The 26373-nt window shown below is 70.2% G+C and carries 21 protein-coding genes; 15 read left to right on the top strand and 6 right to left on the bottom strand.

The genetic code is table 11. From position 1 onward, the window contains the following. The first annotated feature begins 121 nt into the window (after window positions 1–121). The 5 genes from Ate02nite_RS33145 (at window position 122) to Ate02nite_RS33125 (ending at window position 8709) form a co-directional block, all read left to right on the top strand. Window positions 122–2542 (top strand): immune inhibitor A domain-containing protein, encoded by a 2421-nt coding sequence (locus Ate02nite_RS33145; RefSeq protein ID WP_203811938.1) that lies wholly within the window; start codon window positions 122–124, stop codon window positions 2540–2542. A gap of 82 nt (window positions 2543–2624) precedes the next feature. Then, the gene (locus tag Ate02nite_RS33140; RefSeq protein ID WP_203811813.1) at window positions 2625–4163 is read left to right on the top strand and encodes an alpha/beta hydrolase; all 1539 of its coding nucleotides are present in this window, start codon (window positions 2625–2627) and stop codon (window positions 4161–4163) included. 84 nt (window positions 4164–4247) lie between these two features. Beyond that, on the top strand, window positions 4248–6020 hold the full coding sequence (locus tag Ate02nite_RS33135) for a hypothetical protein (RefSeq protein ID WP_239147888.1): 1773 nt from the start codon (window positions 4248–4250) through the stop codon (window positions 6018–6020). Between the two features lie 95 nt (window positions 6021–6115). Then, window positions 6116–8041, top strand: coding sequence for a peptidoglycan-binding domain-containing protein (locus Ate02nite_RS33130; protein WP_203811812.1), 1926 nt, complete (start codon window positions 6116–6118; stop codon window positions 8039–8041). After that, the gene (locus Ate02nite_RS33125; RefSeq protein WP_203811811.1) at window positions 8038–8709 is read left to right on the top strand and encodes a hypothetical protein; all 672 of its coding nucleotides are present in this window, start codon (window positions 8038–8040) and stop codon (window positions 8707–8709) included. The genes Ate02nite_RS33130 and Ate02nite_RS33125 overlap by 4 nt, the downstream gene beginning before the upstream one ends. Here the strand turns inward: Ate02nite_RS33125 and Ate02nite_RS33120 are convergent. From Ate02nite_RS33120 to Ate02nite_RS33110, 3 genes are all read right to left on the bottom strand, one after another. Then, window positions 8687–9322: a class F sortase gene (locus Ate02nite_RS33120; RefSeq protein ID WP_203811810.1), complete on the bottom strand. Its 636-nt coding sequence runs from the start codon at window positions 9320–9322 to the stop codon at window positions 8687–8689. The two genes, Ate02nite_RS33125 and Ate02nite_RS33120, sit on opposite strands and share 23 nt — an antisense overlap. Then, entirely contained in the window at window positions 9322–10107 is a 786-nt protein-coding gene (locus Ate02nite_RS33115) for a GVDTG sorting domain-containing protein (RefSeq protein WP_203811809.1), read from the bottom strand. Before Ate02nite_RS33115 ends, Ate02nite_RS33120 begins: the two co-directional genes overlap by 1 nt. A 66-nt stretch (window positions 10108–10173) precedes the next feature. Next, complete coding sequence (locus Ate02nite_RS33110) at window positions 10174–11757, bottom strand: serine/threonine-protein kinase (RefSeq protein WP_203811808.1); 1584 nt, start codon at window positions 11755–11757, stop codon at window positions 10174–10176. Between the two features lie 64 nt (window positions 11758–11821). Here Ate02nite_RS33110 and Ate02nite_RS33105 point away from each other — a divergent pair, with 64 nt between their 5' ends. The 5 genes from Ate02nite_RS33105 to Ate02nite_RS33085 all read left to right on the top strand — a co-directional run bounded on the left by Ate02nite_RS33105 (window position 11822) and on the right by Ate02nite_RS33085 (window position 16155). Next, a complete protein-coding gene (locus tag Ate02nite_RS33105) occupies window positions 11822–12256 on the top strand; it encodes a hypothetical protein (protein ID WP_203811807.1) in 435 nt (144 codons plus the stop codon). Window positions 12257–12456: 200 nt separating this feature from the next. After that, window positions 12457–14802: a sensor histidine kinase gene (locus Ate02nite_RS49565; protein WP_203811806.1), complete on the top strand. Its 2346-nt coding sequence runs from the start codon at window positions 12457–12459 to the stop codon at window positions 14800–14802. Beyond that, window positions 14799–15206 carry a roadblock/LC7 domain-containing protein gene (locus tag Ate02nite_RS33095; RefSeq protein WP_203811805.1) on the top strand — a complete coding sequence of 136 codons (408 nt, stop codon included), beginning with the start codon at window positions 14799–14801 and terminating at the stop codon, window positions 15204–15206. The genes Ate02nite_RS49565 and Ate02nite_RS33095 overlap by 4 nt, the downstream gene beginning before the upstream one ends. After that, window positions 15196–15561, top strand: coding sequence for a DUF742 domain-containing protein (locus Ate02nite_RS33090; protein ID WP_203811804.1), 366 nt, complete (start codon window positions 15196–15198; stop codon window positions 15559–15561). Before Ate02nite_RS33095 ends, Ate02nite_RS33090 begins: the two co-directional genes overlap by 11 nt. A gap of 33 nt (window positions 15562–15594) precedes the next feature. Next, window positions 15595–16155 (top strand): GTP-binding protein, encoded by a 561-nt coding sequence (locus tag Ate02nite_RS33085; RefSeq protein WP_203811803.1) that lies wholly within the window; start codon window positions 15595–15597, stop codon window positions 16153–16155. Here Ate02nite_RS33085 and Ate02nite_RS33080 read toward each other — a convergent pair. Further along, window positions 16133–17503 (bottom strand): tryptophanase, encoded by a 1371-nt coding sequence (locus Ate02nite_RS33080; RefSeq protein ID WP_239147887.1) that lies wholly within the window; start codon window positions 17501–17503, stop codon window positions 16133–16135. The two genes, Ate02nite_RS33085 and Ate02nite_RS33080, sit on opposite strands and share 23 nt — an antisense overlap. A gap of 17 nt (window positions 17504–17520) precedes the next feature. Continuing rightward, window positions 17521–18609: a tryptophan dimethylallyltransferase family protein gene (locus tag Ate02nite_RS33075; RefSeq protein ID WP_203811802.1), complete on the bottom strand. Its 1089-nt coding sequence runs from the start codon at window positions 18607–18609 to the stop codon at window positions 17521–17523. A gap of 213 nt (window positions 18610–18822) precedes the next feature. Between Ate02nite_RS33075 and idi the strand changes: the two genes are divergently transcribed. The 5 genes from idi to Ate02nite_RS33050 all read left to right on the top strand — a co-directional run bounded on the left by idi (window position 18823) and on the right by Ate02nite_RS33050 (window position 24578). Beyond that, entirely contained in the window at window positions 18823–19395 is a 573-nt protein-coding gene (gene idi, locus Ate02nite_RS33070) for an isopentenyl-diphosphate Delta-isomerase (RefSeq protein WP_203811801.1), read from the top strand. A gap of 15 nt (window positions 19396–19410) precedes the next feature. After that, window positions 19411–20700, top strand: a complete 1290-nt coding sequence (locus Ate02nite_RS33065) for a cytochrome P450 (protein ID WP_203811800.1) — start codon at window positions 19411–19413, stop codon at window positions 20698–20700. A gap of 1740 nt (window positions 20701–22440) precedes the next feature. Then, window positions 22441–23184: a hypothetical protein gene (locus Ate02nite_RS33060; RefSeq protein WP_203811799.1), complete on the top strand. Its 744-nt coding sequence runs from the start codon at window positions 22441–22443 to the stop codon at window positions 23182–23184. A 20-nt stretch (window positions 23185–23204) separates the two neighbouring features. Next, complete coding sequence (locus Ate02nite_RS33055; RefSeq protein WP_203811798.1) at window positions 23205–23996, top strand: hypothetical protein; 792 nt, start codon at window positions 23205–23207, stop codon at window positions 23994–23996. Between the two features lie 147 nt (window positions 23997–24143). Beyond that, window positions 24144–24578 (top strand): hypothetical protein, encoded by a 435-nt coding sequence (locus Ate02nite_RS33050; protein WP_203811797.1) that lies wholly within the window; start codon window positions 24144–24146, stop codon window positions 24576–24578. Between the two features lie 100 nt (window positions 24579–24678). On the opposite strand, the gene Ate02nite_RS49110 is transcribed toward Ate02nite_RS33050, so the two are convergent. After that, window positions 24679–26367 carry a ricin-type beta-trefoil lectin domain protein gene (locus tag Ate02nite_RS49110; protein ID WP_239147886.1) on the bottom strand — a complete coding sequence of 563 codons (1689 nt, stop codon included), beginning with the start codon at window positions 26365–26367 and terminating at the stop codon, window positions 24679–24681. Window positions 26368–26373: the final 6 nt, after the last annotated feature.

Raw genomic sequence — 26373 nt, 5'->3', positions numbered from 1 at the left:
ACGCATCGATGCCTAGGTTCCTAGGCGGACCCAAACGGTCCACAGTGCATCCGGGCCGCGCCCGCACCACCGGCGGGTGTGGCACCACCGCTCCGGAGGTAAATCGATGCGAAAAGTCGTAGTGGGATTGCTGGGCTTGAGCCTGGCGTCCGGATTGGGTGTTTCGCTCAGTCCGGCCGCCGTGGCCGCGCCCTCGGCGGAGACGCCGGCCGCGACCCCCTCGGACAAACATGCGGCCAGCGACGAGCTGGTCGGTCCGCTCGAACAGAAGCGGAGGGCGTTGCGGGAGAAAGCTGTCAGCGATGTCGCCTCCGGCCGCGCCAAGTTGGAGAACCGCAACGGCAGCACGGTCGTCAAGGTCGGTCAGTCGACCGGCGGCGGCGCTTTCGGCGGAAAGTCGCGCAGCCGTGGCGGCGGCCGCGACAACCGCGATCAATACGTGGAACTGGCCCGGGAGAAGACCGACCGGATCTTCGTGATCCTCGCCGAGTTCGGCAACGAGCGTGATCCGCGCTTCCCCGACCAGGACACCGAACCCACCACGGCCGGGCCGCAGCGGTTCGACGGCCCGTTACACAACCAGATCCCGGCACCGAACCGCGCGCTCGACAACACCACTGTCTGGCAGGCCGACTACAACCGCGCGCACTACCAGAACCTCTACTTCGGCAAGGGTAAGAACACCGAGTCGGTCAAGACCTACTACGAGACCCAGTCGTCCGGGCGCTACAGCGTCGACGGCACGGTCACCGACTGGGTGAAGGTCAAATACAACGAGGCACGGTACGGCCGGTCCGGTGACGACCCTGCCGACGAGAACGGGGACGACCCGAACGTGTGCGGCAGCAATGTCTGCAACACCACGTTCGACCTGGTCCGGGACGCCGCCGCCCAGTGGGTCACCGACCAGCTCGCGCTCGGCCGCACCAAGGCCCAGGTGGTCGCCGAGCTCAAGACGTTCGACCAGTGGGACCGGTACGACTTCGACGGCGACGGTAACTTCAACGAGCCGGACGGCTACCTCGACCACTTCCAGATCGTGCACGCCGGCGGCGACGAGGCGGACGGCGATCCTTCGCAGGGCGAAGACGCGATCTGGAGCCACCGGGCTTTCGCGTACGGCGATGACGAGGGTGACCGCGGCCCGGCCGGCAACCTGCTGGGCGGCACCGAGATCGCCGACACCGGCCTGTGGATCGGCGACTACACGATCCAGCCGGAAAATGGCGGCCTGAGCGTGTTCGTCCACGAGTACGGCCACGACCTCGGCCTGCCCGACGACTACAACGTGCTGGCCGGCGGCAACGGCAACAACGAGTACTGGACGCTGATGGCGCAGAGCCGGCTCAACGCGGCGGGGGAGCCGCTCGGCACCCGGCCGGGCGACCTCGGGGCGTGGAACAAGCTCCAGCTCGGCTGGCTCGATTACGAGACGGTGGTGGCGAAGCAGAAGCGGACCCTCACCCTCGGCCCACAGGAGTACAACAGCAAGAAGGCGCAGGCCGCCGTCGTGGTGCTGCCGAAGAAGACGGTGGTCACCCAGTTCGGTGCGCCGTTCGCCGGCACCAAGCAGTATTTCTCCGGCAATGCCGACGACCTCCGCAACTCGATGACGCGCCAGTTCGATCTGGCCGGCACGACCGCGCCGACGCTTTCCCTCAAGGCGCGTTACAACATCGAGGAGGGCTTCGACTATCTGTACGTGCGGGCGTCGCTCGACGGACAGAAGTGGACGGCTCTCGACGGCACGGTCAACGGCCAGCCGTTCATCCGGGACGGGGCCAATCCGCCCCGGCCGGCGCTCGGTGGCAGCACCGAGGACCAGTGGGTGGACGTTGCGGTGCCGCTCACTGCTTATGCGGGCCAGAAGGTTTATCTGCAGTTCTATTACCGCACCGACGGCGGTTTCGCGGCCGGCGGTTTCTTCTCGGACAACCTGCAGGTCACCGACGGTGCCACGGTGCTGTTCAGCGACGACGCCGAGAGCACCTCGCCGTGGACGCTGAAGGGTTTCTCGGCGGTGGGAACCAGCGCGACCGGCCAGTACGACAATTACTACATCGCCGGCCACCGCACCTATGTCTCGTACGACAAATACCTGAAGACCGGCCCGTACAACTTCGGTTTCCTCAACACCAAGCCTGATTGGGTCGAGCACTACTCGTACCAAACCGGGGTGTTGATTTCCTATTGGGACCGGTCCCAGGTCGACAACGACACCAACTGGCACCCGGGCGTGGGCCGCAACCTTTACATCGACTCGCACCCACGCCCGTTCTACCGGATGGACGGCCTGCCGTTCAGTTCCCGCATCCAGGTCTACGACGCACCGTTCGGGCTGCGTAAGGCCGATTCGATGACCCTGCACATCAACGGCGCGGCTTCCTATGTACGCGGTCAGCCCGGCCAGCCGCTGTTCGACGACACCCAGAAGTACTTCTACGACGAGTTGCCGAACCACGGGGTCAAGCTCCCCGCGGTCGGTGTGAAGATTCGCGTGCTGTCGGAGAACGGCACCTCCGCGAAGATCCGCATCTCGTAACGAGGCCGGCGGCCCGGGAACCTTTCCCGGGCCGCCGTCGCGCGGGGCAACGATCAACGTCGATACCTGCCAGGATGGCCGGATGAGACCGTTCATTGCCGCTCTGACCGGCGTCACCCTCGCTCTCACCGCCGCCATCGCCGCACCGGGCGCCGCCACCGCCGCCACCAGCGGCGTGCCGTGGGCCGCGTGCACCGAGGCCAACCTCGCCGGATTCGAGTGCGCTACCCGCGAGGTGCCGCTCGACTACGACAAACCACGCGGCGCGACCACCACGATCGCGCTCGCCCGCCGCCCCGCCGACGACCCCGCCCACAAGATCGGCACCATCTTCGTGAACCCCGGTGGCCCGGGTGGAGCCGGCCGCGGCATGGTCGTCGCGGCCGCCGCCGGCCGGATCGTCGGGCCCGACGTGCTGGCCCGCTTCGACATCGTCGGCTTCGACCCGCGCGGGATCGGCGCCAGCGACCCGGTCCAGTGCTTCCCGACCGACGCCGAGGCCGAGGCGCTCTTCGCGCAGATGCGGCTGGTCCCGCTCAGCCGGGCCGAGATCAGCAGCACGATCCGGGCCAACCTGGCCTACACCGACGGCTGCGTGCGCAACGCCGGCCCGCTGCTCGAGCACATGAGCACGCTGAACGTCGCCAAGGACCTCGACCAGCTGCGCCAGGCGGTCGGCGACCGCAAGCTCAACTACATCGGTTACTCCTACGGAACGCTGATCGGCGCCACCTACGCCAACCTGTTCCCGAGCAACGTCCGAGCCGTGGTCATCGACGGCAACGTCGACCCCGACCAGCGCACCAACCACCGGATGGACAACAAGTTCGAGCGGGCCGGCGGCTTCGAGATCGTGCTGAGCGCGTTCCTGTCCGAGTGCGACAAGGCCGGTGCGAACTGCGCGTTCGCCGGTGACGCCCGCACCAAGTTCGACGCGCTGCGCGACCGGCTCCGGCAGGGCCCGGCCGAGGTGCCCGACCTCGGCGGCACGGTGACCATCGACGACCTGACCGACTTCATCTCCGGCACGATGTACAACATCGCGTCCTGGCCGGACGCCGCGGTCACCCTGCAGATCGCGTACGACGCGGTCCTCGGCGGCGGCGCGCCGGCCGCCCTGGCCGCCCGCCCGTTCCCGAAGGCCAAACCCGGCCCGGGTTGGTCGGCCGACGATTACCTCTACAACGGCAACGACTCGTTCCTCGCGGTGAACTGCGCGGACACCCGGGTGCCGCGCGACCCGGCGGCCTATCCCGGCATCGCCGCCCGCTTCGAGAAGGCGAGCCCGACGTTCGGCCGGGCCGAGGCGTTCGGCGAGGTGGCCTGCGCCAACTGGCCGCTGATCAACGAGCGTTACCACGGCCCGTGGAACCGCCGCACGGCCAACACCGTGCTGGTGGTCAACCCGACGCACGACCCGGCCACCCGGTACGACTTCGCCGTGCGGATGACCAGGGAGCTGGGCAACGCCCGACTGCTCACTCTGGATGGTTACGGCCACACCACCCGCTACAGCGCCTGCATCACCGGTTGGTACAGCCGCTACCTGATCGACGGCGCCCTGCCGCCGGCCGGCACCCACTGCCAGCAGGACCGGGCGCCGTTCCCGGCGGCGCCGTAGTGCGTATCGACATGCGCCTATCAACTTTGGGGGAGGTCTGTTAGCGTCACTCGCGTTTGTCAGCCCGGCGTGCGGGGGTGCGCTTTGTCAGATCTCGCCACCGACCCGGTGACCGAGCCGTCCGTTGCCGAGCCGAAACCGGCCGGCCGGCCGCACCGGTTCGAGGCGCTGATCGCCACCGTCGGGTCGGTGCTTCTCGCGATCGCCATGGTCTGGCTGATTCCGCCGTACGCGAAGGATCTGATGGTTGGCGGGGTCAAACCCGCCACCATCGCCGATCCGGTGCACACCATCATCGGCGACGGTGGTGACACGACCGCGCAGGCCTGGCTGGTGGCCTGGGACGGGCATTCGCTGCTGCACGGCCTGCGCGGTCTGTGGGCGACGAACGCCTTCTACCCGGAGAAGTACGGCCTGGCGCTCAACGACAGCCTGTTCGGGTACGTCCCGGCCGGGCTGATCGGCACCGGGGTGGACGCCGCCATCCTGCGTTACAACATCCTGTTCGTGCTGGCCTTCGCGCTCGCCTTCCTCGGCGGTTACGCCCTGCTGCGGCAGCTCGGCGCCGGCCGGGTCGCGGCCGGGGTGGCCGGCGCCGCCCTTGCCTACGCGCCCTGGCGGTACGGCCACGTCGGCCACCTGAACATCCTGTCCACCGGCGGCATCACCCTGGCGTTCGCGATGCTGGCCCGGGGCCACGGCTGGTCGCTGACCCACGGCTACCGCCGGGATCGGGTGCGGCCGGGCTGGGCGGTGGCCGGTTGGCTGGTCGCGGCCTGGCAGGTCAGCCTGGGCTTCGGGATCGGGCTCGGCTTCGTCTACGTGCTGGCCGTGGTGGGGCTGGGCGCGGTGCTCGGCTGGCTGCTGCGCGGCCGCCCGCCGCTGACCCGCGGGCTGGTCATCGGCGATCTGGTCGGCGGGCTGCTCTTCGCCGCGACCACGCTCTATTTCGCGTACGCCTATCAGCAGGTCCGCGAGTCCTACCCGGCGGTGACCCGGTCCTGGGACTACATCGCGGCGTTCTCGCCGACGCCGCGCAGCCTGCTCGTCGCGCCGTTGTTCTCGCTGCCGCTGGGCGAGCTGCACAACGAGGCTCGGGCCGCGCTCGGCAACGCCGACAACGAGAAGGTGATGCTCTGCGGGTACGTGCTGTACCTGCTCGCCTTCGGCGGATTGTTCCTGTCGGCGTGGTCGGTGCGGCAGCGGCTGGTGCTGCTGGCCGGCACGGTGGTCGGGGTGCTGTGCGCGCTGGGCACCAACGGTCCCCTCTACCGGCTGATCTACCTGTACGTTCCCGGGTTCGACGGCAGCCGTACGCCGGGCCGGCTGATCCTCTGGCCGACCATCCTGCTGGCGATCCTGGCGGCCGGTTTCGTCACCGAGCTGGCCCGGTTCGCCCACCGGGTCACCCTGCCGGAGTTCCGGACGACCGCCGCCCGGGTGGTGACCGTCCCGCTGCTGCTGCTCGTGCTGGCCGAAGGCCTCCCCGACCTGGCCCACGTGCGGTTGCCGGCCGAACCGGCGGCGATGGCGCAGGCGACCGGGCCGATGATCGTGCTGCCGTCCGACGACGGCATCGACAGCAACATCATGCTCTGGTCGACCGCCGGCTTCCCGACCATGGTGAACGGCGTGGCCAGCTACAACCCGCCGCAACGCCAGGCGATCCGGGACGTGATGCAGACCTTCCCCAGCGCGGCCAGCCTGGACATGCTGCGCCAGCAGGGGGTCCGCAGTGTGGTGGTGCTCCGCGACCGGGTCGTCGGCACGCCCTTCGAGGCCGCTCTCAGCGTGCCGCCGATGCCCGGTATCACCCGCCGGGACGTCGGCCTGGACATCATCTACGACATCTCTTAGGGAGTGCTCGAAAGGCCGCCCGAAAGTCCTTGGCTTGGGTGGCCGCGGTGGTCGATCCTCGCGGTATCGCCTGAGTCGACCGGGGGTGACGTGCCGTGGCGTCCGCAGAGCAGCGCACTCCCGAGTTCGAGCCGCCCGACGCGGTCGGTGTCCGCCGGCCCGATCCGGGCCCGGCCGGCCCGGTCATGCTGCCGGGCGCGGGCAACGCCGCCATGGCCCGGATGCTCCAGGGAGCGCCGTCCGGGCCCGCGGGTCTCGCGGAACTCAGCGCCCTGGCCGGCAACGCCCAGCTCGCCCGGTTCGTCGGCGGGCCACCAGCGCCGGCGGCACCCGCGGCGCCCGGCGTCGGCGCGCACGGCGGCCCGATCCAGGAGCTGCAGGTCAAGCTCAGCCGGCTGCAGGCCTCGGCGGCGCCGCTGACCGAGGACGGCCGCTACGGTCCGCTCACCGAGGCCGCGGTGCGCACCTTCCAGACCGGTGCCGGGATCGTGCCGGTGACCGGCCTCGCCGATCCGGTCACCACGGCCGCGATCGACGCGGCGTTCGCCGCCCTGCCGGCCCCGGTCCGGGTGCAGCTCGCGCTCGGCGCCACCGGGCCCGACGTCGGGTTCGCCCAGCAGAAGCTCAACGCCGTCGGGGCCAACCCCCGGCTGGTCATCAACGCGGTGTTCGACGCGACCATGATGGGCCCGGTCATCGCGTACGAGATCGCCGCCCTGCACCGGTTCCCGACCGGCACGGTCGACGCCGCCATGTGGACGGCCCTGGACGCCGGGGTCAAGGGCGGGTTCGTCGCGCCGGAGGGGGCCGGCGCCACCCCGGTCGAGCAGAACACGCCGAGCGGCACCGCCAACTCGCTGGGCACCCAGGTCGCCGGCACCTCGCTGCACCCGGTCGTCGGCGTCGGCGGGCTGACCAGCGGTCCTGGCGTGCACGAGCTGCAGCAGAAGCTCAACAACGCCGGCGCCGCCCCGAAGCTCAAGGACGACGGCTCGTTCGGCCCGCTCACCCAGGCCGAGCTGCGGAAATTCCAGAGCGGGCGGGTGCCGCCGCTGCCCGCGACCGGCACCGCCGACAAGGCGACCTGGGACGCGCTCGACGTGGCGTCGCCCGCGTCGATGACCGGTGCGGTCGAGCGGCAGTGGACCGAGGTGGTCGGCGGCGCCACGTACAGCATGGTCGGGGTCGGCGCCTCGCATTACTCGTGGGAGATCCAGAAGACCCGGATGCTGGTCACCGCCAAGGTCAACTTCGTCGGGCTGGCCGCGCCGGGCGCCTGGTTCGGGCACGTCGAGGCGATGTGGAACCAGTACAAGGGTGTCGACCCCGCGTCCGGCACGTCCATGCCGATCGACTTCAAGATGAGCAGCGGCGGCGGGGGTGACGCCAACACGGTGGAGGTGAAACCGGGGACCGGCCGGGCCAACGCCGGCGAGTGGTTCGTGGCCGACCCGAACGCTTCCAAGACCATCCCGCACGAGTTCGGCCACCTGATCGGCCTGCAGGACGAATATCAGCTGCACCCCGGCGACTACGTGCGGGTCACCGGCCACGAGCCGCCGGTCGGTGACGCGGCCGGCCCGGCCATCGCGCCCAGCGTGGTCGCCACCAACCTGCAGAACGCCATGGTGGCCCGCAGCTCGGCCAACGCCCAGGCGGCGAGCATCGGCGCCGGGGTGAAGGGCGGGGCGTACGCCCAGCGGGTGGTCCAGGAGTACGCGAAACTGGCCACCGTCACCGTGCCGGCGGTGGCCGCGGTCGCCGGCCCGCCGCCGGTGCCGGCCAAGCCCGCCGTGCCGCTGACCGGTGACCTGCTGTTCGACCTGAACGCCGCGCTGCCCAGCGACAACAACAGCTACGAGACGATCCAGACGTTCAGCTATTCGAGTGGTTCCATCATGGGCGACCCGGGCCGGGTGACCGATCCGCACGACCACGGCGCGCAGCCACGTCACCTGGGGGAGTTCATGGCTATTCTCGGCCGGGCACTCGGCGGCACCTGGGAGGCGAAGCGGCGATGATTCTGCGTTTGGTGATCGCGGACGGCAGCCAGTCCCCGGCCGTGGCGGAGAGCGTCGAGGTCGCCGCGGACGGCGCGCTGACCGGCTGGCGCAGCGTGAGCGACGGCGGGGCGGGCTGGTTCGACGGCCGGTTGCCGCCGGCCGAACTGGCCGAGATCCAGGCCCTGATCGAGGCGGTCGGGGCGACACCGCCGAAGGCTGCGGCCCGGCCGGACTCGGCCGAGGAGGTGCTGGAGCTGGACGCGACCGGCCCGGTCTCGATCGCCGGCCTCACCGCCGGACCGGGCGACTGGTCGAAGCTCGCCGCCGCCGCTCGCGGGCTGCTCGACCGGCTGACCGACTTCCCCCGAGCCGTCGTGGGCGTGCGCTACGCACCGGGTGTCGCCCGGCTGGTCCATCGGGGCGCCGACCCGGTCCGGGTCGACGTCGGCACCGTCACGGTGGGTGCGACCGCGTGGCGCGGCTACTACGAGCCGGCCGGTGACTGGGCCGGTGCGGTCGCCGGGCCGGGCGAGATCGAGGCCGGCCCGGAGTGGACGTACGACCTACCGCTCGGGCTTTCCTTCGATAGCGACACCGTTGTCCACCTGACCGCCGACTTCACGATTCTGAACGGCCCGACCCGGATCCCGGTCCGGGCGAAATTCACGCCGGATGCGCCATCTTGAGGTCGGCGTAGACCACGATGTTGTCCTCGTAGTGCCCGGCGGCGCTGTCGAAGTTGCCGCCGCAGGTGATCAGTCGCAGGCCGGCCCGGTTGATCGCGCCGTAGACGGCGTCGGCCGGGAACTTGTTCTTGGCGTACCGCTCGACCTTCACCACCGAGAACATCGCCATGCTGCCGTCCTGCCGGTCGACGTTGATCGAGTCGCCCGCCTTGAGGTCGGTGAGCCGGTGGAACGTGCCGGGCTTCTTCCGGTAGTCGACGTGGCCGGCCAGCACGGCCGGGCCGAGCGCGCCGGGGGTGGGTGCCCCGGTGTACCAGCCGACGGTCTTCGCGTCGGTGGGCACCTGCATGGCGCCGTCGGCCTGCAGTCCGAGTGCGGCGAGCGGCACGTCGACCCCGAGGGCCGGAATCACCACGCGCGTCGGGGTGGACGTGCTCATCAGGGGTCCGCTGGTGAGGGGCGCGACCGGATCGCTGTCCGGGGGTGTGCTCGCGGCTGACAACGGGGGCTGATCCGGCGTTCCCCGGACCACCGCGGTGACCCCGATGACGGTGAGGATCAGGATCACCGCCGAGAGCGCGTAGCGCCCCCAGCGGTTCCCAGCAGCGGTCATCACTGCCGGCCCAGGCGGCGGCGGGCGGCGAACGCACCGGCCGCGCCGAGCAGGGCGAGCCCGCCGATGCCGTACGCCATCATCGGGTCGTGCCGGGTGCTGCCGTCACCGGTGGCCACGCCGCCGACCGGCACCGAACCGACGGCCGCGCCGGACACCATGCCGCAGGTCGCCGGGTCGGTGGCCTCCTCCGGGATGCCGGTGAGACCGGCCGACTTGGCCAGGGTGGACTCGCCGAGCGCGTCCATGTCGTACTTGCCGTTGTTGTTGGCGTCGATGCCGTGCTCGACGATGTGCAGGTCCTTGAGGTGCGCGATGGTGCCGTCGGGCAGGTCGGCGGCCGGGATGGTGCGGTCGTAGGACAGGTTGCCCTTCGCGTCGGCGGCCGGCATCCGGTCGACGGCCAGGCCGCTCTTGGGCGAGGTGTCGCCCTTGGCGGTCAGCGAGATGAAGATGTTGCCGTACACCGGCATGCCTTCCTCGGTGCTGACGAAACCGTTGCCGTCCTTGTCGGCCGACATGTCGGGGCAGTGGAAGTCCATCCCGGCGGTGGAGCCGTGCAGGTGCTGGGCGTGCGGCGAGTTCGGCACCAGGCCCGTGGAGCGAATGCTGATCTTCAGGTCACCGTCGGACATCGCGGTCAGGGTGGCCGTTCCCGAGGCGCCCGACTTGTTCAGGGCGTCGAGCTGCACGTGAACGCTCTCATCGGCGAACGCGGCGCCGGGCGCGGCGAACAGGATCGCGGCCGCGGCCGGAACGACGAGAAGGGTGCGGGAGAGTTTCACGGGGGCTCCTTCGACTGGCGGCTGGTTCCCCCGGTGATTCGGAGCGGCCGATGGCCCGGATGGGTCTCAGCTGGGCGGTGCCGGGATTGTCCAGGTCGCGGCCGGGCGGGCCGAGTCGCGGAAACCGGCCAGGAAAACCCGCTCGACGGCCAGGTCGAGCTGCCAGTCGGTGTCGCGGGTGGTCCAGCTCAGCGCGTACGAGTGGGCGTCGCCGTTGGCCAGCACCAACCGGTGGACGTGCTGTCGTGGTGCGCCGGGCGGCTGCCAGGAGTACTCCCAGTCGGCGCCGCCGCCGGGAACCAGCAACGGCCCCATGCTGACCTTCCGGTAGCCGGGCAGCGAAACCGAGCGTTCGGCGTCCTGCCACCGCCGCACCGGCTTGCCGTCGAGCGGACCGGCGGCCTGAACCGTGAAGGACCGGGCACCGGTGGGGTCGGCGAAGCACACCAGGGCGCCGGCCCGGGCCCGGGTCCAGCCCAGCGGCACCGCAAGCGCGAACCCGACCGCGTCGCGGTGCCACGTCCAGCCCTCCGGCAGTGAGATCGGCGCCTGCGCGGCGGTGCTGGTCAGCGTTTGTGGTGCCGCACCCGAGCAGGAGCCCGTGGCCACGGTCGTGACCGTGGCCGGCGGCGGGACCGGCCGACCCGAGCTGTCGTGGGCCCAGGCCGCGGCCGAGACGCCGGCGGCGGCCACGATCGCGGCCGCGATACCGGCGGCCAGCAGGTGTCGGGGCCGGCCACTTTCCGGCGGCCTGGCCTGGTCGACCGGCGCCCGGGCCGGCTGGAACCGAACGTTGTCGTCGGCGGGCCGGCGCTGCGCCGGAACGGCGTGCACACCGACCTCGCGATGGATCAGATCCTGCAGGGCCGTCTCGGCTTCCGCGGTGGTCAGCCGGTCGCCCGGGTCGACGGTCAGCAGCCCGGCGATGACCTCGTGCAGTGGCCCCGGATGCCGCACCGGGTCGGGGACACCGGCCAGGACGGCCGTCGTGAGGTCGCCGACGCTGGATCGGGCGAACACCGGCCGGCCCTCGACCGCCCAGTAGAGCGTGGCGCCCAGCGACCAGAGGTCGGTGCGCTCGTCGGAGACACCGTGCCGCATCCGTTCCGGCGCCATGTACGCGGGTGAGCCGATCAGCTGCTCGGCCTGGCCGATCCGATCGGAGCTCACGGTGGCCAGCCCGAAGTCGGTGAGCACGATCCGCCCGTCCGCCGCGATCAGCACGTTGCGTGGTTTGACGTCACGGTGCAGCACCCCGGCGGAGTGCGCCGCGCGCAGGGCGGCCAGCACGGCCAGCCCCACCCGCGCGGCGTTGCGGTGCGTCATCGGGCCGCCCTCGACGATCGCGTCGTGCAGGGAGCGGGACCGCACGTACTCCATCACGATCCAGGGCCGGCCGTCGGCCTGCACCACGTCGAAGATCCGCACCACATTCGGATGGTCGAGGCGCGCGGCGGCCCGCGCCTCCCGCACGGTGTTCGCCAGCGCCTCGGCCTGATCCGCCCACGGCAGGCCGGTCGGCGTCAGCACCTCCTTCACCGCGACCTCGCGATCGAGCAGTTCGTCCCGGGCATGCCAGACTCGCCCCATGCCACCCTTGGCGATCAGACCGATCACCCGGTAGCGGCCTGCGACCGTTTCGAACGCCATGACAGGTATTCGGAGTCAACCGGCCTCCGGCTAGGTCTGATTCTCAGAGCAGAGGGAGCGCGCGATGCACGAGGAGCTGCTGCGGGAGACTCTGCCGGGGGAGTGGCGGGTGCTGGCCAGCACGTTCCCGATGTGGCTGTCCGGGCGGCGGCTGCGGCCGACCTTCACCTACGCGGCCCGGCCCGGGTCGCCGCTGAGCCTGAGCGACGTGGTCAGTTACCGGACCCGGTCGGGGGCCACCCGGCGGATCACCGGCGTCGACCGGTTCGACGCCCGCACCGGCGTGTTCACCTGGCGGGGCCGCGGCGTCCTGAGCGCGCTGACCAGCCGGTGGCGGGTCGAGCACCTCAGCGACGACCGCGAGCTCATCGTGCTGACCTTCGAGCGGTCGCTGGTCACCCCGGCCGGGATCGACGTCATCGGCCGCGGCCCGGGGGAGCGGCCGGACGCCCGCGACCGCGTCCCGGCGAAGTTCGGCGCCGTGCGCTGGATCGGCTGACGCAAGCCAAGTGTGATCTACTTTGGATCCGCGTTGACCAGGCAAAACGTGATGGTGATCGAGAGAATGCATGCTTACGTCTGGTGCCGGAACGGGCGTGGCGCTAGGGTTTGCAAGCTCGTTCGGGTGGCGGGCCGGTGCGGTGTTTCCGCCGGCTTCGAGGGCGTTGGGTGAATCGTTTTTCTATCCGGATTGGATGAATGTTGACGTCCATATCGGCCGGTCCGGCGATAGACCAAAATCCCCGGCAACAGTCCATCGCCCGGCGGGTCGTGCGGCTCGTTCTGGTGCCCAGTGTGGTGGCCCTGCTCATCTGGTTCGCGGCTTCCGGTTACCTGGTCTTCCAGGGCTTCTACAACCGGGCCGTCGCCCAATCGGTGCGCCAGGTCTCCATCCCCGCGGTGGCCGCGCTCTCCTCGCTGCAGCAGGAGCGCCGGCTGAGCGTGGCCTACCTGGCCCGCCCGTCGAACGGGTTGAACCCGCTGCTCGACCGGCGCCGGCAGACCGACGAGCAGGTGACCGTGCTGCGCGGGGCGGCGGACGGCGCACTCGGGCTGGCCCCGAAGTCGATCAAGACGCGCTGGTCGGCCCTCTCCGACTACCTCGACCGGCTCGCCACCACCCGCAGTGCGATCGACGCGCGGTCGATGACCGGCCAGACCGCGTCCTCGTTCTACAACGACCTGCTCGACGCGGCCACCGACCTGTTCGACAACCAGGCCCGCGTGGTGCCCGACGTGACCGCGACCCAGGGCGGCATCCTCGCCACCGAGCTGTTCCGGGCCAGCGACCTGATGTCCCGGGCCGGCTCGATCATCGACGGCGCGCTCGCCTCCGGACCGCTGACCCAGGCCAACTACCTCGAGTTCGTGCGGCTGGTCGGGGCCTACCACGCGGCGCTCACCAGCTCCGCCGCCCACCTCGAACCGGACGCCCGTGCACGGTTCGCCGAGGTCGAGGCGAGCGAGAACTGGAAACAGCTGGTCCGGGTGGAGAACAGCATCACCACCAACGGCCCGTGGGCCAAGCGGGTGCCGCCCACCCTGTCGATCGGGGTGGACCGGTGGTCCCAGCTGACCGCCGCGGTCTCCAGCGATCTGATCGACCTCACCGTCCGGCAGGCCGACCAGGTGTCCGCCAAGGCCATGCGCACCGGTAACAACCAGCTGCTCATCGCGTCGCTGGGCTCGTTGCTGGCCCTCGCGGTGGCGCTGGCCGCGATCCTGTGGGCGGTGCGTCAGTCCCGGGTCCTGGTCGACCGGGCCCTCTCGGTGCGCCTGGCCCGGCTCGGCACCGACGCCGATGCGCTTGTCGACCAGCGGCTACCGGCCGTCATGGAGCGGCTGCGCCTGCGCCAGCCGGTCGACCTGGCCGCCGAGTTCGCCGCGCCGGACTACGGCGGCGACGAGATCGGCCAGGTGGCCCGGGTCATCAACCGGTCGCTGCAGGCGGCGGCGGGTGCGGCGGTCGACGAGGCCAAGGCCCGTGCGGCCGGTACGGCGATGCTGATGGGCGTCGCCCGCCGCCCGCAGCGCCCGCTCCAGCGCGGCCTCAAGGTGGTCGAGGACCTGCAGGAGCAGGTCGGCGACGAGAAACTGCTGACCAACCTGTTCGACATCCACCACCAGCTCAACCAGACCCGCCGGTTCCTGGAGAACCTGGTCATCCTGGCCGGTGGGCAGATCGGCCGGCGCTTCCAGAACCCGGTGCCGCTGCGCCGGGTGCTGCTGGCCGCGTTCGCCGAGGCCCGCAACTACCAGCGGATCACCCTGCGCAGCGCCAACGACGTGGCCCTGGTCGGGCACGCCGTCGCCGAGGTCATCCACCTGCTGGCCGAGCTGCTGGACAACGCGCTGGCGTTCTCCCCGCCGGAGACCACGGTCTGGGTCACCTCCAGCCGGGTCCAGCACGGGGTCGCGGTGGAGATCGAGGACGCCGGGGTGGGCATGTCGGCCGAGGCGGTGGAGCGGGCCAACACGCTGCTCGCCACCGCCCCGACGCCGGACGTGACCGAGCTGCGCGACGGCGCCCAGATCGGCCTGCACGTGGTGGCCGAGCTGGCCAAGCGGGAGGGCGTGCAGATCAGCCTGCGGCGCTCGGCGTACGGCGGGCTGCTGGCCATCGTGCTGCTGCCGGAGCGGATCCTGGTCGGCGGCGACGCCGACGGCGTGGGCGACACCCGGGCCATCCCGGTCGTCCCGGCCGCCCAGCGGCCGGCGCCGGCCGAGGCCGCGCCGCAGGTCGCCCGGTCCGCGGTAGCCATTCTGGAGCCGAAGGCCGAGGAGCCGGTGGCCGTCCCACGGACTGAGGCCGCCGCCAAGCCCGCGACCGAGCGGCCGCCGCTGCCGCACCGCCGCCCGCAGCAGCACCTCGCACCGGAGCTGCTCGACGCCGGCAAGAAGGACGGCGCCGAGGCGCCGGCCACCCCGGCCCGTTCGCCGGAGGAGGCCCGTAACCGGTTCGCCCGGTACCAGAAGGGCTGGGCCGAGGGCGCGGCGGCCGACCGTGACACCACCGACAACGCTGAGCAAGGCGGAAACTCGTGACCAATCCGACTGCCTCCACCGACCTGCCCTGGATGCTGGACGACCTCGTCGAGGTTCCGCACGTCGTCTCGGTCGTGGTGCTCTCCACCGACGGCCTGATCATCCAGAAGTCGACGTTCATGTCGCAGGACCTCGCCGAGATCCTCGCCGCCGGTGCGTCCTCGATGTACAGCGTCGCGGCCGGCACCGGGCGCCGCTTCGAGAGCGGCCCGGTCCACCAGGTCGTCATCGAGTACGGCGACCGCACCCTGTTCATCGCGGCGGCCGGGCAGAACGCCCGGCTGGCCGTCCTGTGCGAGGAGGACGTCGACATGGGCCTGGTGGCGTACGAGGTGAGCCGTCTCGTCACCCGCATCGGCGACTATCTGGGCACCGGTGCCCGGGCGGCGGCCCATGACGTTTGATACCTGGGACGGCGACGACGAGTCGGCCGCCGGCCGGTTCGTACCGTTGTACGTCCTGGTGAACGGCCGCACCGCACCGCGCGACTCCACCCTCGACCTGGCCACCCAGGTGGTGGCCCTGCCGGTGGACACCCGCCGGCTCGAACCGGAGTACACCGCGATCGTGCACCGGTGCTCGACCTGGATGTCGGTCGCCGAGATCGGCGCCTACCTGCACCTGCCGCTGGCGATCACCAAGGTGATGGTCGACGTGCTGGTCGAGCAGGGCTACCTCGGCGTGGGCACGCCGGCGCAACAGAACATCATCGACCTGCACCTGCTCGACTCGGTGCTCGCCGGCCTGGAAAGGCTGTAACTCGCCGGCCTGGAACGGCGGTAAGGAGGAGACGTGGACCGCACATCGGTCAAGATCGTCGTGGCCGGCGGCTTCGGCACCGGCAAGACGACGCTGGTGGCCTCGGTGAGTGAGATCCCGCCGCTGACCACGGAGGAGATCCTGACCGAGGCCAGTGTCGGGGTGGACGACCTCACCGGGGTGGAGGGCAAGAAGACCACCACCGTGGCACTCGACTTCGGCCGCATCACGATCAGTCCCGACGTGGTGCTCTATCTCTTCGGCACCCCGGGCCAGGATCGGTTCTGGTTCATGTGGGACGAGCTGGCCCAGGGCGCGGTCGGCGCGATCGTGCTTGTCGACACCCGCCGGCTGGACTCGAGCTTCCCCGCCGTCGACTACTTCGAGCGGCGGGGCATCCCGTTCGTCACCGCGGTCAACCGGTTCTTCGGCGAGTGCGACTACACCGAGGAGGAGATCCGCGGGGCCCTGGAGCTCGACCCGCGGGTGCCGCTGGTGTGGTGCGACGCCCGGGACCGGCCGTCCAGCAAGCTCGCGCTGGTAACCCTGGTGCGGCACGCCATGAAGCGGCTCACGGCAAGGGCGCCAGCCTGACCTTGAAGTGCCGCAGGATCGGCGGGGTCGACACGATCCGGTACCCGGTGATCCGTTCCGGGTCCTTGGCGATCCCGGCGAGGGTCTCCGCCACGTACTCGAAGTGCTCCTGGCTGTAGACCCGGCGCGGAATGGCCAGCCGGACCAGCTCGAACGGCGCCGGCGTGACCAGCCGGTGCTGTTCGTCCATCGTGCCCAGGTAAAGCGAGCCGAGCTCGGCGCAGCGCACCCCGCCGTCCAGGAACAGCTGGCAGCCGAGCGAATGCCCGGGGAATTCGGCCGGCGACAGGTGCGGCAGCAGGCGCCCGGCGTTCAGGTAGAGCGCGTGGATGCCGGCCGGCTGGACGGTGTCCACCCCGGCTTCGTTGATCAGTTGCGCCAGGTGGGTGGTCGCGGCCGCCCGAGCCGAGAGGTACGCCGGATCGACCACCTCGCGCAGCCCGACGGCGAGCCGTTCCAGGTCGTGCCCGGCCAGTCCGCCGTACGTCGAGAAGCCCTCGGTGGCAATGAGATTGGCCTCGCAGCGGGCGTGCAGGTCGTCGTCGCGCAGCCCGATGCACCCGCCGATGCTGGCCAGGCCGTCCTTCTTGAGGCTGATCACGCAGCCGTCGGCCAGGTCGAACGCCTGCCGGGCGATCTCCCGCGGCGTCCAGCCGTGGTACTCCGGCTCGCGTTCGCGGACCAGCCAGGCGTTCTCCGCGAAGCGGGCCGCGTCCAGGAAGAACGGGACACCGTGCTGCCGGCACAGCGCGTGCACCGCCTGCAGGTTGGCCATCGAGACCGGCTGGGCGCCCAGGCCGTTGTTGGTGATGGTCATCAGCACCAGGCCGACCCGCTCGCCGTCCGGCCCGGCCAGCAGCTCGGCCAGCGCGGTCAGGTCGATGTTGCCCTTGAACGGCTCGTGGCTGTCCAGGTCGAGCGCCTCCGGGCAGGGCAGGTCGCGGGCCTCGGCGCCGGCCAGCTCCACATTGGCGTGGGTGGTGTCGAAGTGGGTGTTGCTGACGCAGATCTGGCCCGGCCGCAGCAGCGTGCCGAACAGGATGCGCTCGCCGGCCCGGCCCTGGTGCACCGGCAGGATGTGCGGGTAACCGGTCAGGTCGGCCACCTCGTCGAGGAACCGGAACCAGGAGCGGGCCCCGGCGTACGACTCGTCGCCGACCGCGGCCGCCGCCTCCTGGGCCGCCGAGGTGGCCCCGGTGCCCGAGTCGGACAGCAGGTCGATGGTGATCTGGTCGGCCCGCAGGTTGAACGGGTTGTAGCCGGCGAGGTGCAGGGCGCCGGCCCGCTCCTCGGGGCTGAGGAACGGGATGGGCTCGACCACCTTGATCCGGTACGGGGGCAGCGGCACGGTGACTCCTAACAGATTCAGGCGGCGGGCAGCCAGACCGAGCGGGGCTGGGCAACCTCGTACGCCTCGGCGGACAGGTAGACCGTGACGCCCGGCCGGGGCGGCCCGAGGCGCAGCGAGACGTGCGCGATCAGCCCGACCCCGGCGGCGAGCGGCCGGCGCGACACCGCGGCGATCGACCGGTGCAGCGGCGCGGTGCTGAACCCGTGACGGGCCAGCACGGCCGCCACCCGGTCGCGGGCCTGCAGGTCGTCGTCGACGTAGTCGCGGATCGGGACGTAGACGCTGTAGCCGACCGGCCGGTCGGCCCCGCCGGCCAGGGTGTAGCTGCCGACCAGCGGCCGCCCTCGGAACCGGTGGCCACCGCCGGCGGCCAGGCAGAACGCGGCGACCTCGTCCGGATTGACGCCGTCCACCACGGTTGCGGCGCGGGCCGCGTCGGCCGCGTCGGCGTCGTAGTGGCTGACATACAGCTTCACCCGGGCCTGCGGCCCGTCGTGCAGATCCAGGGCGAAGAACGCGAGCCGGTCGCGCCGGCCCAGCTCACCGGGGCGGATCGAGCGGGCGAGCATCATTCGGTACGAGTCACCCAGACCGAGTCGGCCCAGCGCCTCGGCGACCAGTTCCGGGGCCCGGTCGACGCCGGCCACCTCGGGGTTGAAGTACACCTTGAACTCGGGATCGCGCCCGTGCCGGAAAACCAGCGAGCACCACAGCGCGAAACTGCCGACCGGCTGGGCGGTGGCGAACAGGTCGCGTACGGCGTCAAGGCGTTGGGTGGAAAGGCCGAACCGGGCAGCATTGTCGGCCAGAAAGGCGTACGCCGCCTGGGTGTTGGCATTTATCCCGGGCGGGAGGCCCGGCACCTCGGCCAGGATGCGCAGGGCCGGGGGTTCGTTGTTGTTGAAGGCGACGGAGAACTCGACCGGCGAATGGTCGTCGGCGATATCGGAGGGCCAGGCCGGCGGGTCGGCGAGCGATCGTGCGCCGTGCGGCCCGAGCAGTGCGGTCAGGAGGTCCAAGGGGGTGGTCGGGTCCAGGTCGAGGACACGGCAAAGTGGATTCAGCTGCCCGGCCAGATGCTCCAGGACCGAGAAGTGGCGCATGAAGTTTTCCTGTTCTGCGGTGGGGGAACCGCGGCCAGGTGTGGATCACGAGGGTCTCACCTATCGTGAGTGGACCATCACGCTTAGTCGAGGGAGACATAGATCACAATGCACTCGGCGACGTCAGACGATTACGTTTCGTAGCGTCGGGCGGCTGTTGACCACGCCCGGCTGGTTACTCCTCGCAACGGTCTGCGGAAACTGGAAAATGCCATGGAACACGTCATTCTTCTCGATGAGGCCGGTCGTGCCCGGGGGCGCCACGACAAACTCACCGTCCACACCGACGCCACACCGCTGCATTTGGCCTTTTCCTGCTACGTGTTCGACACCGCCGGCCGATTCCTGCTGACCCAGCGCGCGCTCAGCAAGCGCACCTGGCCCGGCATCTGGACCAACAGCGTTTGCGGGCACCCGCAGGAGGGCGAGTCGATGCGCGCCGCGGTGGCCCGCCGGGCGTCGTTCGAGCTGGGCCTGGAACTCGACGAGATCCGGTTGGTGCTGCCCGCTTTCCGGTACCGCGCCGAGCTGGACGGCGTGGTGGAGAACGAGATGTGCCCCGTTTTCTACGCGACCGCGGCCGCCCAGCCGCACCCCAATCCGGGCGAGGTGGCCGCCGTCCGGTGGATCCCCTGGGACGGCTTCCTGAGCGCGGTGCTGGCCGACAGCCCTGCTTACTCTCCGTGGTCTCGGCTGCAGGCCCGGTCGCTGATCGCCCTCGGCCCGACGCCACGGGACTGGCCGACCGGCGACGAAGCCGATCTCCCCTTGGCCGCTCTTATGTAGGTCCAGAATGGACGCATGACGCTCAGCCCGCCGGTCGCGCCCGGCCTGCCCGTGCTCGGCAACGCCCTGCGGATGATGGGCGACGTCCAGCAGTTCTTGGTGGACACGTACCGCGAGATGGGCCCGGTCTTCCGGGTCCGGGCCCTGAACCAGGCCTTCGTCATCATGGCCGGCGAACAGGCCAACCGTTTCCTGCTGGAACGAGGCGACGAGGTCTTCTCCAGCGAGGAGAGCTTCGGCGGCCTCAATCGTGAGTTCGGCATGCGGGTGCACGTGCTGCGTGGTCGCCCGCACCGGCATCTGCGCAAGGTCCTGGCCACCGGCCTGTCCCGGGATCTGCTGGCCGCCCGCTGGGACGAGGTGGCCGCCCGGACCGCATTCCTGCTGAAGGAGTGGCCGGCCCAGCCGGCCGTGCCGGTGGTGGACCGCTTCCAGCGTTTGGCCGCGGCCCAGTTGTCGATCGCCTTCACCGGCGCCGATTCGGCGGCCAGGTTCGACACCTTGCGCTCGGCGTTCGAGCTGGTCCTGGACGTCACCATCGCCGGCAAGTGGCCGGCGGTGGCGCTGCGCCGCCCCGCTTACCGCCGAGCCCGAGCCGAGATCCACGCCTTCGCCCGCGCTGCCCTGGAAGAGCGCGCCGCCCATCCCCAGCCCGGCCCACCCGACCTGCTGGACCGAGCGCTGGTAGCAAAGGACGAGAACGGAAACCCTTACCCCATAGAGGTACGGGCGGGAATGGCGCTGCAGGGCTACTTCGCCGGCATAAACACCGTCGCGTACCTGTACAGCTTCATGCTGTACGCCCTGCTGAAGCACCCGTCAGTGCTGGCCCGGGTGGCTGCCGAGGTGGGCGACGAGCCGCTGACCTTCGACCGGCTGCGACACCTGCCGGCGTTGCGCGGCCTGGTTCTGGAGACGCTGCGGGTCTATCCACCGGCGCCCGGCTCCGCCCGTACCGTGCTGGAGGGTTTTGATTTCGAGGGTTTCCGGGTCGAGCCCGGCCGCCGTGTCCTGGTGGCCACGTCGGTGCCGCACCAGCTCGCGGAGCACTTCCCAGACCCGGATCGTTTCGACATCGACCGCGACTTCACGGCCGCCCGTAAGGCGTCGGTGTACGCGCCGTTCTCGGTAGGCAGCCACACCTGCCTAGGCGCGGGCATGACCGAGGTCCTGGCGGTAGCCACCACGGCGATGCTGGTCCAGCAGCTGACCATCACCATGCCAGACCGCCCCTTACGCATTACCGCCACGCCCGGCCCAAACCCCGGAAAGCATTTCAAAGTGGCAGCCAGCCACCGCCGGTAATCGGCGTGCATGGTATGCGGTTCTCGCGCTGATCAATGGCGAAGCTCGCTGGACGCACTGTCACGATCTAGGGGAGTTCGTGATCGGAGCGAACACAAACTCGACATGTTCGGCGTGCGAGGCGCCGCAGGCCCGACGGTATGCACTGATATCGAATGCTTTATGGGAGCGTTGGTCCGGATAATGGAATGGGCCCGCCAGTAAATGGAAGATTTGTCCGGACCTTAAGTCGGGTGCCCGGTGAGTGGAAGTACCCGCGAACGAGCGCACCGAATACCCGCGCGGCCCCGGACTGGCGGGCTTTGATCCAGCATCCGGCATCCGGGTCTGTCGATATTAGTGCGCTCGACGGTGCCGACGAAAAGCCGCTCTTCGGCGCCCCCGAGAATCGGGCTCCACATTCCCGAATAGTGCTGATTCGGGCGCGATGTTTCTCCGCCATCCTTTCACTGGCGGACGATTCCTGTAATTCTTCGGGAATCGCACCGGATAAATTCGGCGGAGCATTCTGGCAATGGCTGAGGCGGGCCTCTGGTGGCAGGTCGGCCGCAGTCGGTGACCCCGTGATGCCGCCGGCGGCGCTGCGGCCGACCGGCCTCGCGGGCCGGGCGGCAACCAGGTCCGAGCCGTGCGACGCCGCCGAACAGCTGAGGCTGTGCGGCGTGTTCCATCCGCCCGCCCCGGCTGACCGGTCCGGTCCGGCGCGCCGACTCGACGCTGCCCGTATCGCCCACGCCGGCGGTGTCGCCCACGCCGGCCGTGTCGCGCACCCGGTCGGCCCAGGTGACGGGGTGGATCCGCGGGCCTGTGGCCTGTCGCCCGGGCCCGGTCTGAGCAGCAGCATCTTCCTCGTGCGAAGGCTCGGGCCGAGCAGATGCATCAGCCCGATGTGCGGGCGCGGCGCACGGCGCCGTTTCCGTCCCGCCTGGGGATACCGCCCGGCCTGCCGGGATGGATCGGTCGGCTGACTGCTCGCCGTCCGGCGGCAGGTCGTTGTCAGTCGCAGCACCCCGGCTGGGTGTCGCGGGTGACGGCCGCTGAAGACAGGTCGCCTCCTGCGGCCAGATCAGCGGCGGGACAGCCTCGACATCATCGTGCAGACCCAACTCGCCGCACTCACGGGAGCAACCATCCGAACGACAACGCTTCAACGCATAGCGGCGAACGAGTCCCCACCGCCGCTGCGGCGCCCGATCACGACGAAATTCGTCGCCCGCCGGAGAATAGTTCCGTGCTTTTGTGCGGTCCCGCAGCGCAAGAGTTGTGGACCGATCGAATAGCTGAAGCTGCTGGTACCGCATGCCTATATTCTCGCGCGCCCGAATCGCGTCCGCTAAGAGTCGATCATGCCAATCCCGGAAGTCATCCGGCACCGAGAAATTAGGTTGCGTGACCAATCAACGAAACAATTTACTACCGGTACGCGGAAGTAACTCTCATGCCGCGATCCGCGCGGGTTCGTGTCATGCGGGGTGATCGCAATGCGGGGAGCTGGTGCGGCCGAGGTCCCGCAGGAATCTTCTGAGTAGCTCGGACCTCCTGCATAGACCTCATCACTCACCGAAATAGCAGACAACGAATCGAAATTTGCGAAGAAACGGCTTGTTTCGCGGCAAGCCCTCACCGGAGCCAGTCGGATCAAGGACGGGGCGCGGCGTTGCGTCGTCGAGGGATGTCAATGTCGCCTGGGGGCGCGGAGGTGCCCCGAGGGGAGGTAGCCACATGCGCAAAATCGGCCTCATGATCCTGGCTTTGATCGGCTCCTTGCTCGTCGCCGGCCCTGCCCGGGCCGTCACATCGGGCGTACCGGCATTCACCATCACCAAAGCGACCGGGCTCTCCGGCGGAGCGATCGAACTGACGGCCACCGCGTCGTGCACGGGCGGCGGCCAGGGCGAGTTCAGGACCGCGCTGAGCCAGGTCACGAGCACTGGGCAGGCCTACGGGACGGGCTACACCGACATACCGTGCGACGGCGCGACACACACGTCCTACACCCTGGTCCTGCCGGGCGATCCCGATCTTCCGGGCGCCGCCCTGGGCCTGGGCACCACCGCCACGAAGACCGTCTTCCAGCCGTCCGAATATCCGGACGCGCCCTGGACGGCGTTGCAGATCCTGACACCCGTCGAGGGCGACGTCACCCCGCAGCCGGACGCACCGGGCACGCCGGTCGTCACCCTTGTCTCGGCGGTCACCCAACCCGGCGGCATCCTGGTTTCCGTGCGGGTCTCGGTGACCTGCCCGACCGGCGACTCGGCCCGGCTCTCGCTCATCCTCACCGAGCTGGGCTTCCACAACAGGGTGGTCTACGGCACCACGACGGACCAGCACGTCACCTGCAACGACCAGCCCCAGCTGCGCGACGCCACCATGGTCCTGTCGGCCACCCGGTCCAACAGCGGTGCGGCCCTGATCAGCATGACCGTGGACGCCTGGTCCGGTTTCACCGTCCGCTGGGCCGAGGACGACCTGCACACCTGACCGAACGGGGAGATGCTCGCATGCACAGAATCGTCCTCTTCGCCGTCGCGGGCCTGATCGGGCTCGCCCCTATGACACCGCCGGCGCCGGGCGCCGCACAGTTCAGCTTCACCCTGCACAAGGGCGTCGTCATCGGCCAGGGCGCGGCCGTCGACCTCACCTACACAGCGACCTGCGCGGCGACCACGGACGGCGCGCAGGCCACCCTGGCCGCCAAGGTCGCCGAGGCCACCGGCCCCAGCAGCGTCGCGTCCGGCTACGGCAGCACGCTGGTCACCTGCAACGGCAGGAAGCAAACCGTCGTGGTGCACGTCTTCGCCGACCCGACCGGCGTGCCGTTCGCGGCCGGCGGGTTCTCGGTGGCCGGTGAACTCAGCCGCCCCGGCCAGGACGTCGTCCACTCCGACGCCATAACCTTGAAGGCGGGCACCGCGTCGATCCCGCGGGACGTGCCCGGTGCGCCCTACGCCCATGTCCGGAGTGCACTGCTGGTGGCCGGCGGGGCGGCCATCGACGTCCAGCTGGGGGTCAAGTGCCCCGCCGGCGAGACCTGGCACGCCCTGCTCGACGTCCGCCAGGCCGACCCCGCTACGGGGGCGCTCGCCGCCGCCGTGCCGGACAGCAGCCCCGCCTTTGCCTGCACGGGCACGGAACAGGCCGTAGTCATCAGGATTTTCCCGCAGCTGGGGACGGGAATCTTCGGCACCGGGGTGGCGGTCTTCTCGTCGTTCGCGACAACGCTCAGCGGCTGCGGCACACCGGTCTGCCCCAAACCGGCCGACTGGCGGGACATCGAGATCACCGCTACCTGATATCCGCCGGCCGCCGACGAGGCAGCGGAGAGCATCGATCAAGGGACAGGATGAGGCGGTGCGGCTGCTCACGGGGAGCGGCCGCACCCTGCTCGCGCGGGACCGGCAGCTCTTGAAATCACCTCCGCCGGCGGGTATTCACACTTCGTGTCTGACACGCATGAGGAGCCAACCCTGGCGCTGGCCCGCCGGCTCCTGGCCGAACTCGACGACGTAGCCGAGACCGAGATCAGCCGAACTGGCTTCGGGTTGACGGCTCGGATCACGCCGCACCGTATCGGCGCGCGGACGATCGAGTGGACCGACTTCGGGGACGAGATCATCGTGCAGGTCGGCGAGATCGGTGGCCGATGGGAACTGAGCGGCGGCGCTGCCGACCTCGCGTTCATGCAGGATCTGGTCACGTCGGTGGTCGCCGGCCGGGTATCAGAAGTCTTCGCCTACCGGCGTTCTCGGGTCACCGTGACGCTTCGGGACGGATCAGCAGCGGTGGAGACCGGATACGACGGGCTTACCGCCTGCCTGCCGCTTCCACTATGGCCGCGATGGTCACGGACCACCCGGTATCTCCCGTACCGCTGAACGCACTCGTGGCCGGCGTGGGCGAGAATGCCATGCTCGAGGAGTGCGGTCCCCCGACCACTGACCGGGACTGCGGCCGGTGGTCGGGGGACCGGGGAGATCAGGCCAGGGCGAACTTCTGGGCTGCGGCGCCGTTGCAGTCCCAGATCTGCAGGCGGGTGCCGTTGGTGGTGGCGCCGTTCGGGGAATCTATGCAGCGGCCTGACGTCGGGTTGGACATCGAGCCGTTGGCGTTGGCCACCCAGTTCTGGTAGCCGCTTCCGTTGCACGTGGCCAGCTGGAGCTTTGTGCCTGCCGCGCTGGCGCCGCCCGCTACGTCCAGGCACTTGCCCAGGGTGCGCAGCGTCTGGCCGTTCCAGGTCCACTTCTGGTCCAGCGACGTTGCCTGCTGGCAGTCCCACAGCTGGATCGCGGTGCCGTCGCCGCCGTTGTCGTCGCCGGCCACGTCCACGCATTTGCCGCCGGGGCCGTAGATCGGGGTGCCGATCGCGAACTTCTGGGCGGCGGCGCCGTTGCAGTCCCAGATCTGCAGCCGGGTGCCGTTGGCGGTGGCCCCGTTGGGAGAGTCGATGCAGCGGCCCGAAGCCGGGTTGCGCAGCGAGCCGTCCGACTGCCGGGCCCACGCCTGGTAACCGCCGCTGTTGCAGGTGGCGAGCTGCAAATTCGTACCCCCGGCGCTGTCTCCGCCGGCGATGTCCAGGCACTTGCCCAGGGTCTGCAGGGCCTGGCCGCTCCAGGTCCAGTGCTGGTCCTTCGCGCCGGCCTGGCAGTCCCACAGCTGGACCGCGCTGCCGTCACCGCCGTTGTCGTCGCCGGCCACGTCCACGCACTTGCCGCCGGGACCGGTGATGGTCTGGCCGGTCAAAGAAGAGCCGCCGCCGGAACCCTTGTTGTAGACCGCTACCGAGTCGATGACCAGCTTGCCGCCGGACACCGTGGCGGCGTTCGGGCCGCCGCCGAAGGCGTCCGGGAAGCCGCCGCCGATGGCCAGGTCGTAGATGATGAAGAACGGGTGGTCGACCGCGTCGGCCCAGGTGGTGGCGTCCACCTGGTTCGCGTTGATCGTGTAGTAGTTGTTGCCGTCCAGGTAGAACCGGATCTGCTCGGGGGACGTCGAGCGGTCGATCTCCACCGCGTAGTTGTGGAAGCCGGTCTGGCAACCGCCGCAGGCCCGTTCGCCGGAGGTGATGCCGGTGGACTCGTTGCACGGGCCGCCGGGGTTGACGCCGCAGTGCAGGGCGCCGAAGACCGAGCTGCGGCCGTTGATGTCCTCCATGATGTCGATCTCGCCGGACTTCGGCCAGGTGACCCCGGACCGCAGCGGCGCGCCGAGCATCCAGAACGCCGGCCAGTAACCGGCGCCGTTCGCGGTGGTCACATTTGGCTGCTGGAGGACCGATTCCATCCGGACCACGCCGCCGGCGGCGGCGCCGAACGTCGCCGCCTGGGTCTCCACCCGGCCGGACGTCCAGCCGGCCCGCGGGTCCGAACCGGAGTGCAGAGCCTGCAGTACGAGGTGACCCTGACCGTCGTAGTAGACGTTCGAGGTGCTGTTGGTCATGGTCTCGATCTCGCCGGTGCCGAAGCTGCTGCCCGGTCCGGTGTCGTACTTCCACAGGCTCTGGTCGATGCCGGTGCCGGCCGCGCCGTTGAAGTCGTCGCTCCAGGTGAGGGTGAAGCCGGCCGGCGTGGGGGGCACCGCGGCCTCGGCGTTCAGGGTCACCACGCCGGCGATGGCCAGCGGCACGACGACTACGGGGACCAGGAATAGCGCTCTCTTCCAGCGCATGGGGGA

Origin of the sequence: Paractinoplanes tereljensis, assembly GCF_016862435.1 — a bacterium.
Lineage (GTDB): Bacteria > Actinomycetota > Actinomycetes > Mycobacteriales > Micromonosporaceae > Actinoplanes > Actinoplanes tereljensis.
The sequence above is the reverse complement of the archived record's forward strand: the minus strand, read 5'-3'. Positions and strand labels throughout refer to the sequence as shown.

Excerpts from the sequence above, each read along its gene's own strand:
- Ate02nite_RS33140 (WP_203811813.1), top strand. The coding sequence starts at position 2,625 with ATGAGACCGTTCATTGCCGCTCTGACCGGCGTCACCCTCGCTCTCACC.
- Ate02nite_RS33060 (WP_203811799.1), top strand. The coding sequence starts at position 22,441 with ATGATCCTGGCTTTGATCGGCTCCTTGCTCGTCGCCGGCCCTGCCCGG.
- Ate02nite_RS33105 (WP_203811807.1), top strand. The coding sequence starts at position 11,822 with ATGCACGAGGAGCTGCTGCGGGAGACTCTGCCGGGGGAGTGGCGGGTG.
- Ate02nite_RS33075 (WP_203811802.1), bottom strand. The coding sequence starts at position 18,609 with ATGCGCCACTTCTCGGTCCTGGAGCATCTGGCCGGGCAGCTGAATCCA.
- Ate02nite_RS33055 (WP_203811798.1), top strand. The coding sequence starts at position 23,205 with ATGCACAGAATCGTCCTCTTCGCCGTCGCGGGCCTGATCGGGCTCGCC.
- Ate02nite_RS33125 (WP_203811811.1), top strand. The coding sequence starts at position 8,038 with ATGATTCTGCGTTTGGTGATCGCGGACGGCAGCCAGTCCCCGGCCGTG.
- Ate02nite_RS33120 (WP_203811810.1), bottom strand. The coding sequence starts at position 9,322 with ATGACCGCTGCTGGGAACCGCTGGGGGCGCTACGCGCTCTCGGCGGTG.
- idi (WP_203811801.1), top strand. The coding sequence starts at position 18,823 with ATGGAACACGTCATTCTTCTCGATGAGGCCGGTCGTGCCCGGGGGCGC.
- Ate02nite_RS49565 (WP_203811806.1), top strand. The coding sequence starts at position 12,457 with ATGTTGACGTCCATATCGGCCGGTCCGGCGATAGACCAAAATCCCCGG.
- Ate02nite_RS49110 (WP_239147886.1), bottom strand. The coding sequence starts at position 26,367 with ATGCGCTGGAAGAGAGCGCTATTCCTGGTCCCCGTAGTCGTCGTGCCG.
- Ate02nite_RS33065 (WP_203811800.1), top strand. The coding sequence starts at position 19,411 with ATGACGCTCAGCCCGCCGGTCGCGCCCGGCCTGCCCGTGCTCGGCAAC.
- Ate02nite_RS33090 (WP_203811804.1), top strand. The coding sequence starts at position 15,196 with ATGACGTTTGATACCTGGGACGGCGACGACGAGTCGGCCGCCGGCCGG.
- Ate02nite_RS33110 (WP_203811808.1), bottom strand. The coding sequence starts at position 11,757 with ATGGCGTTCGAAACGGTCGCAGGCCGCTACCGGGTGATCGGTCTGATC.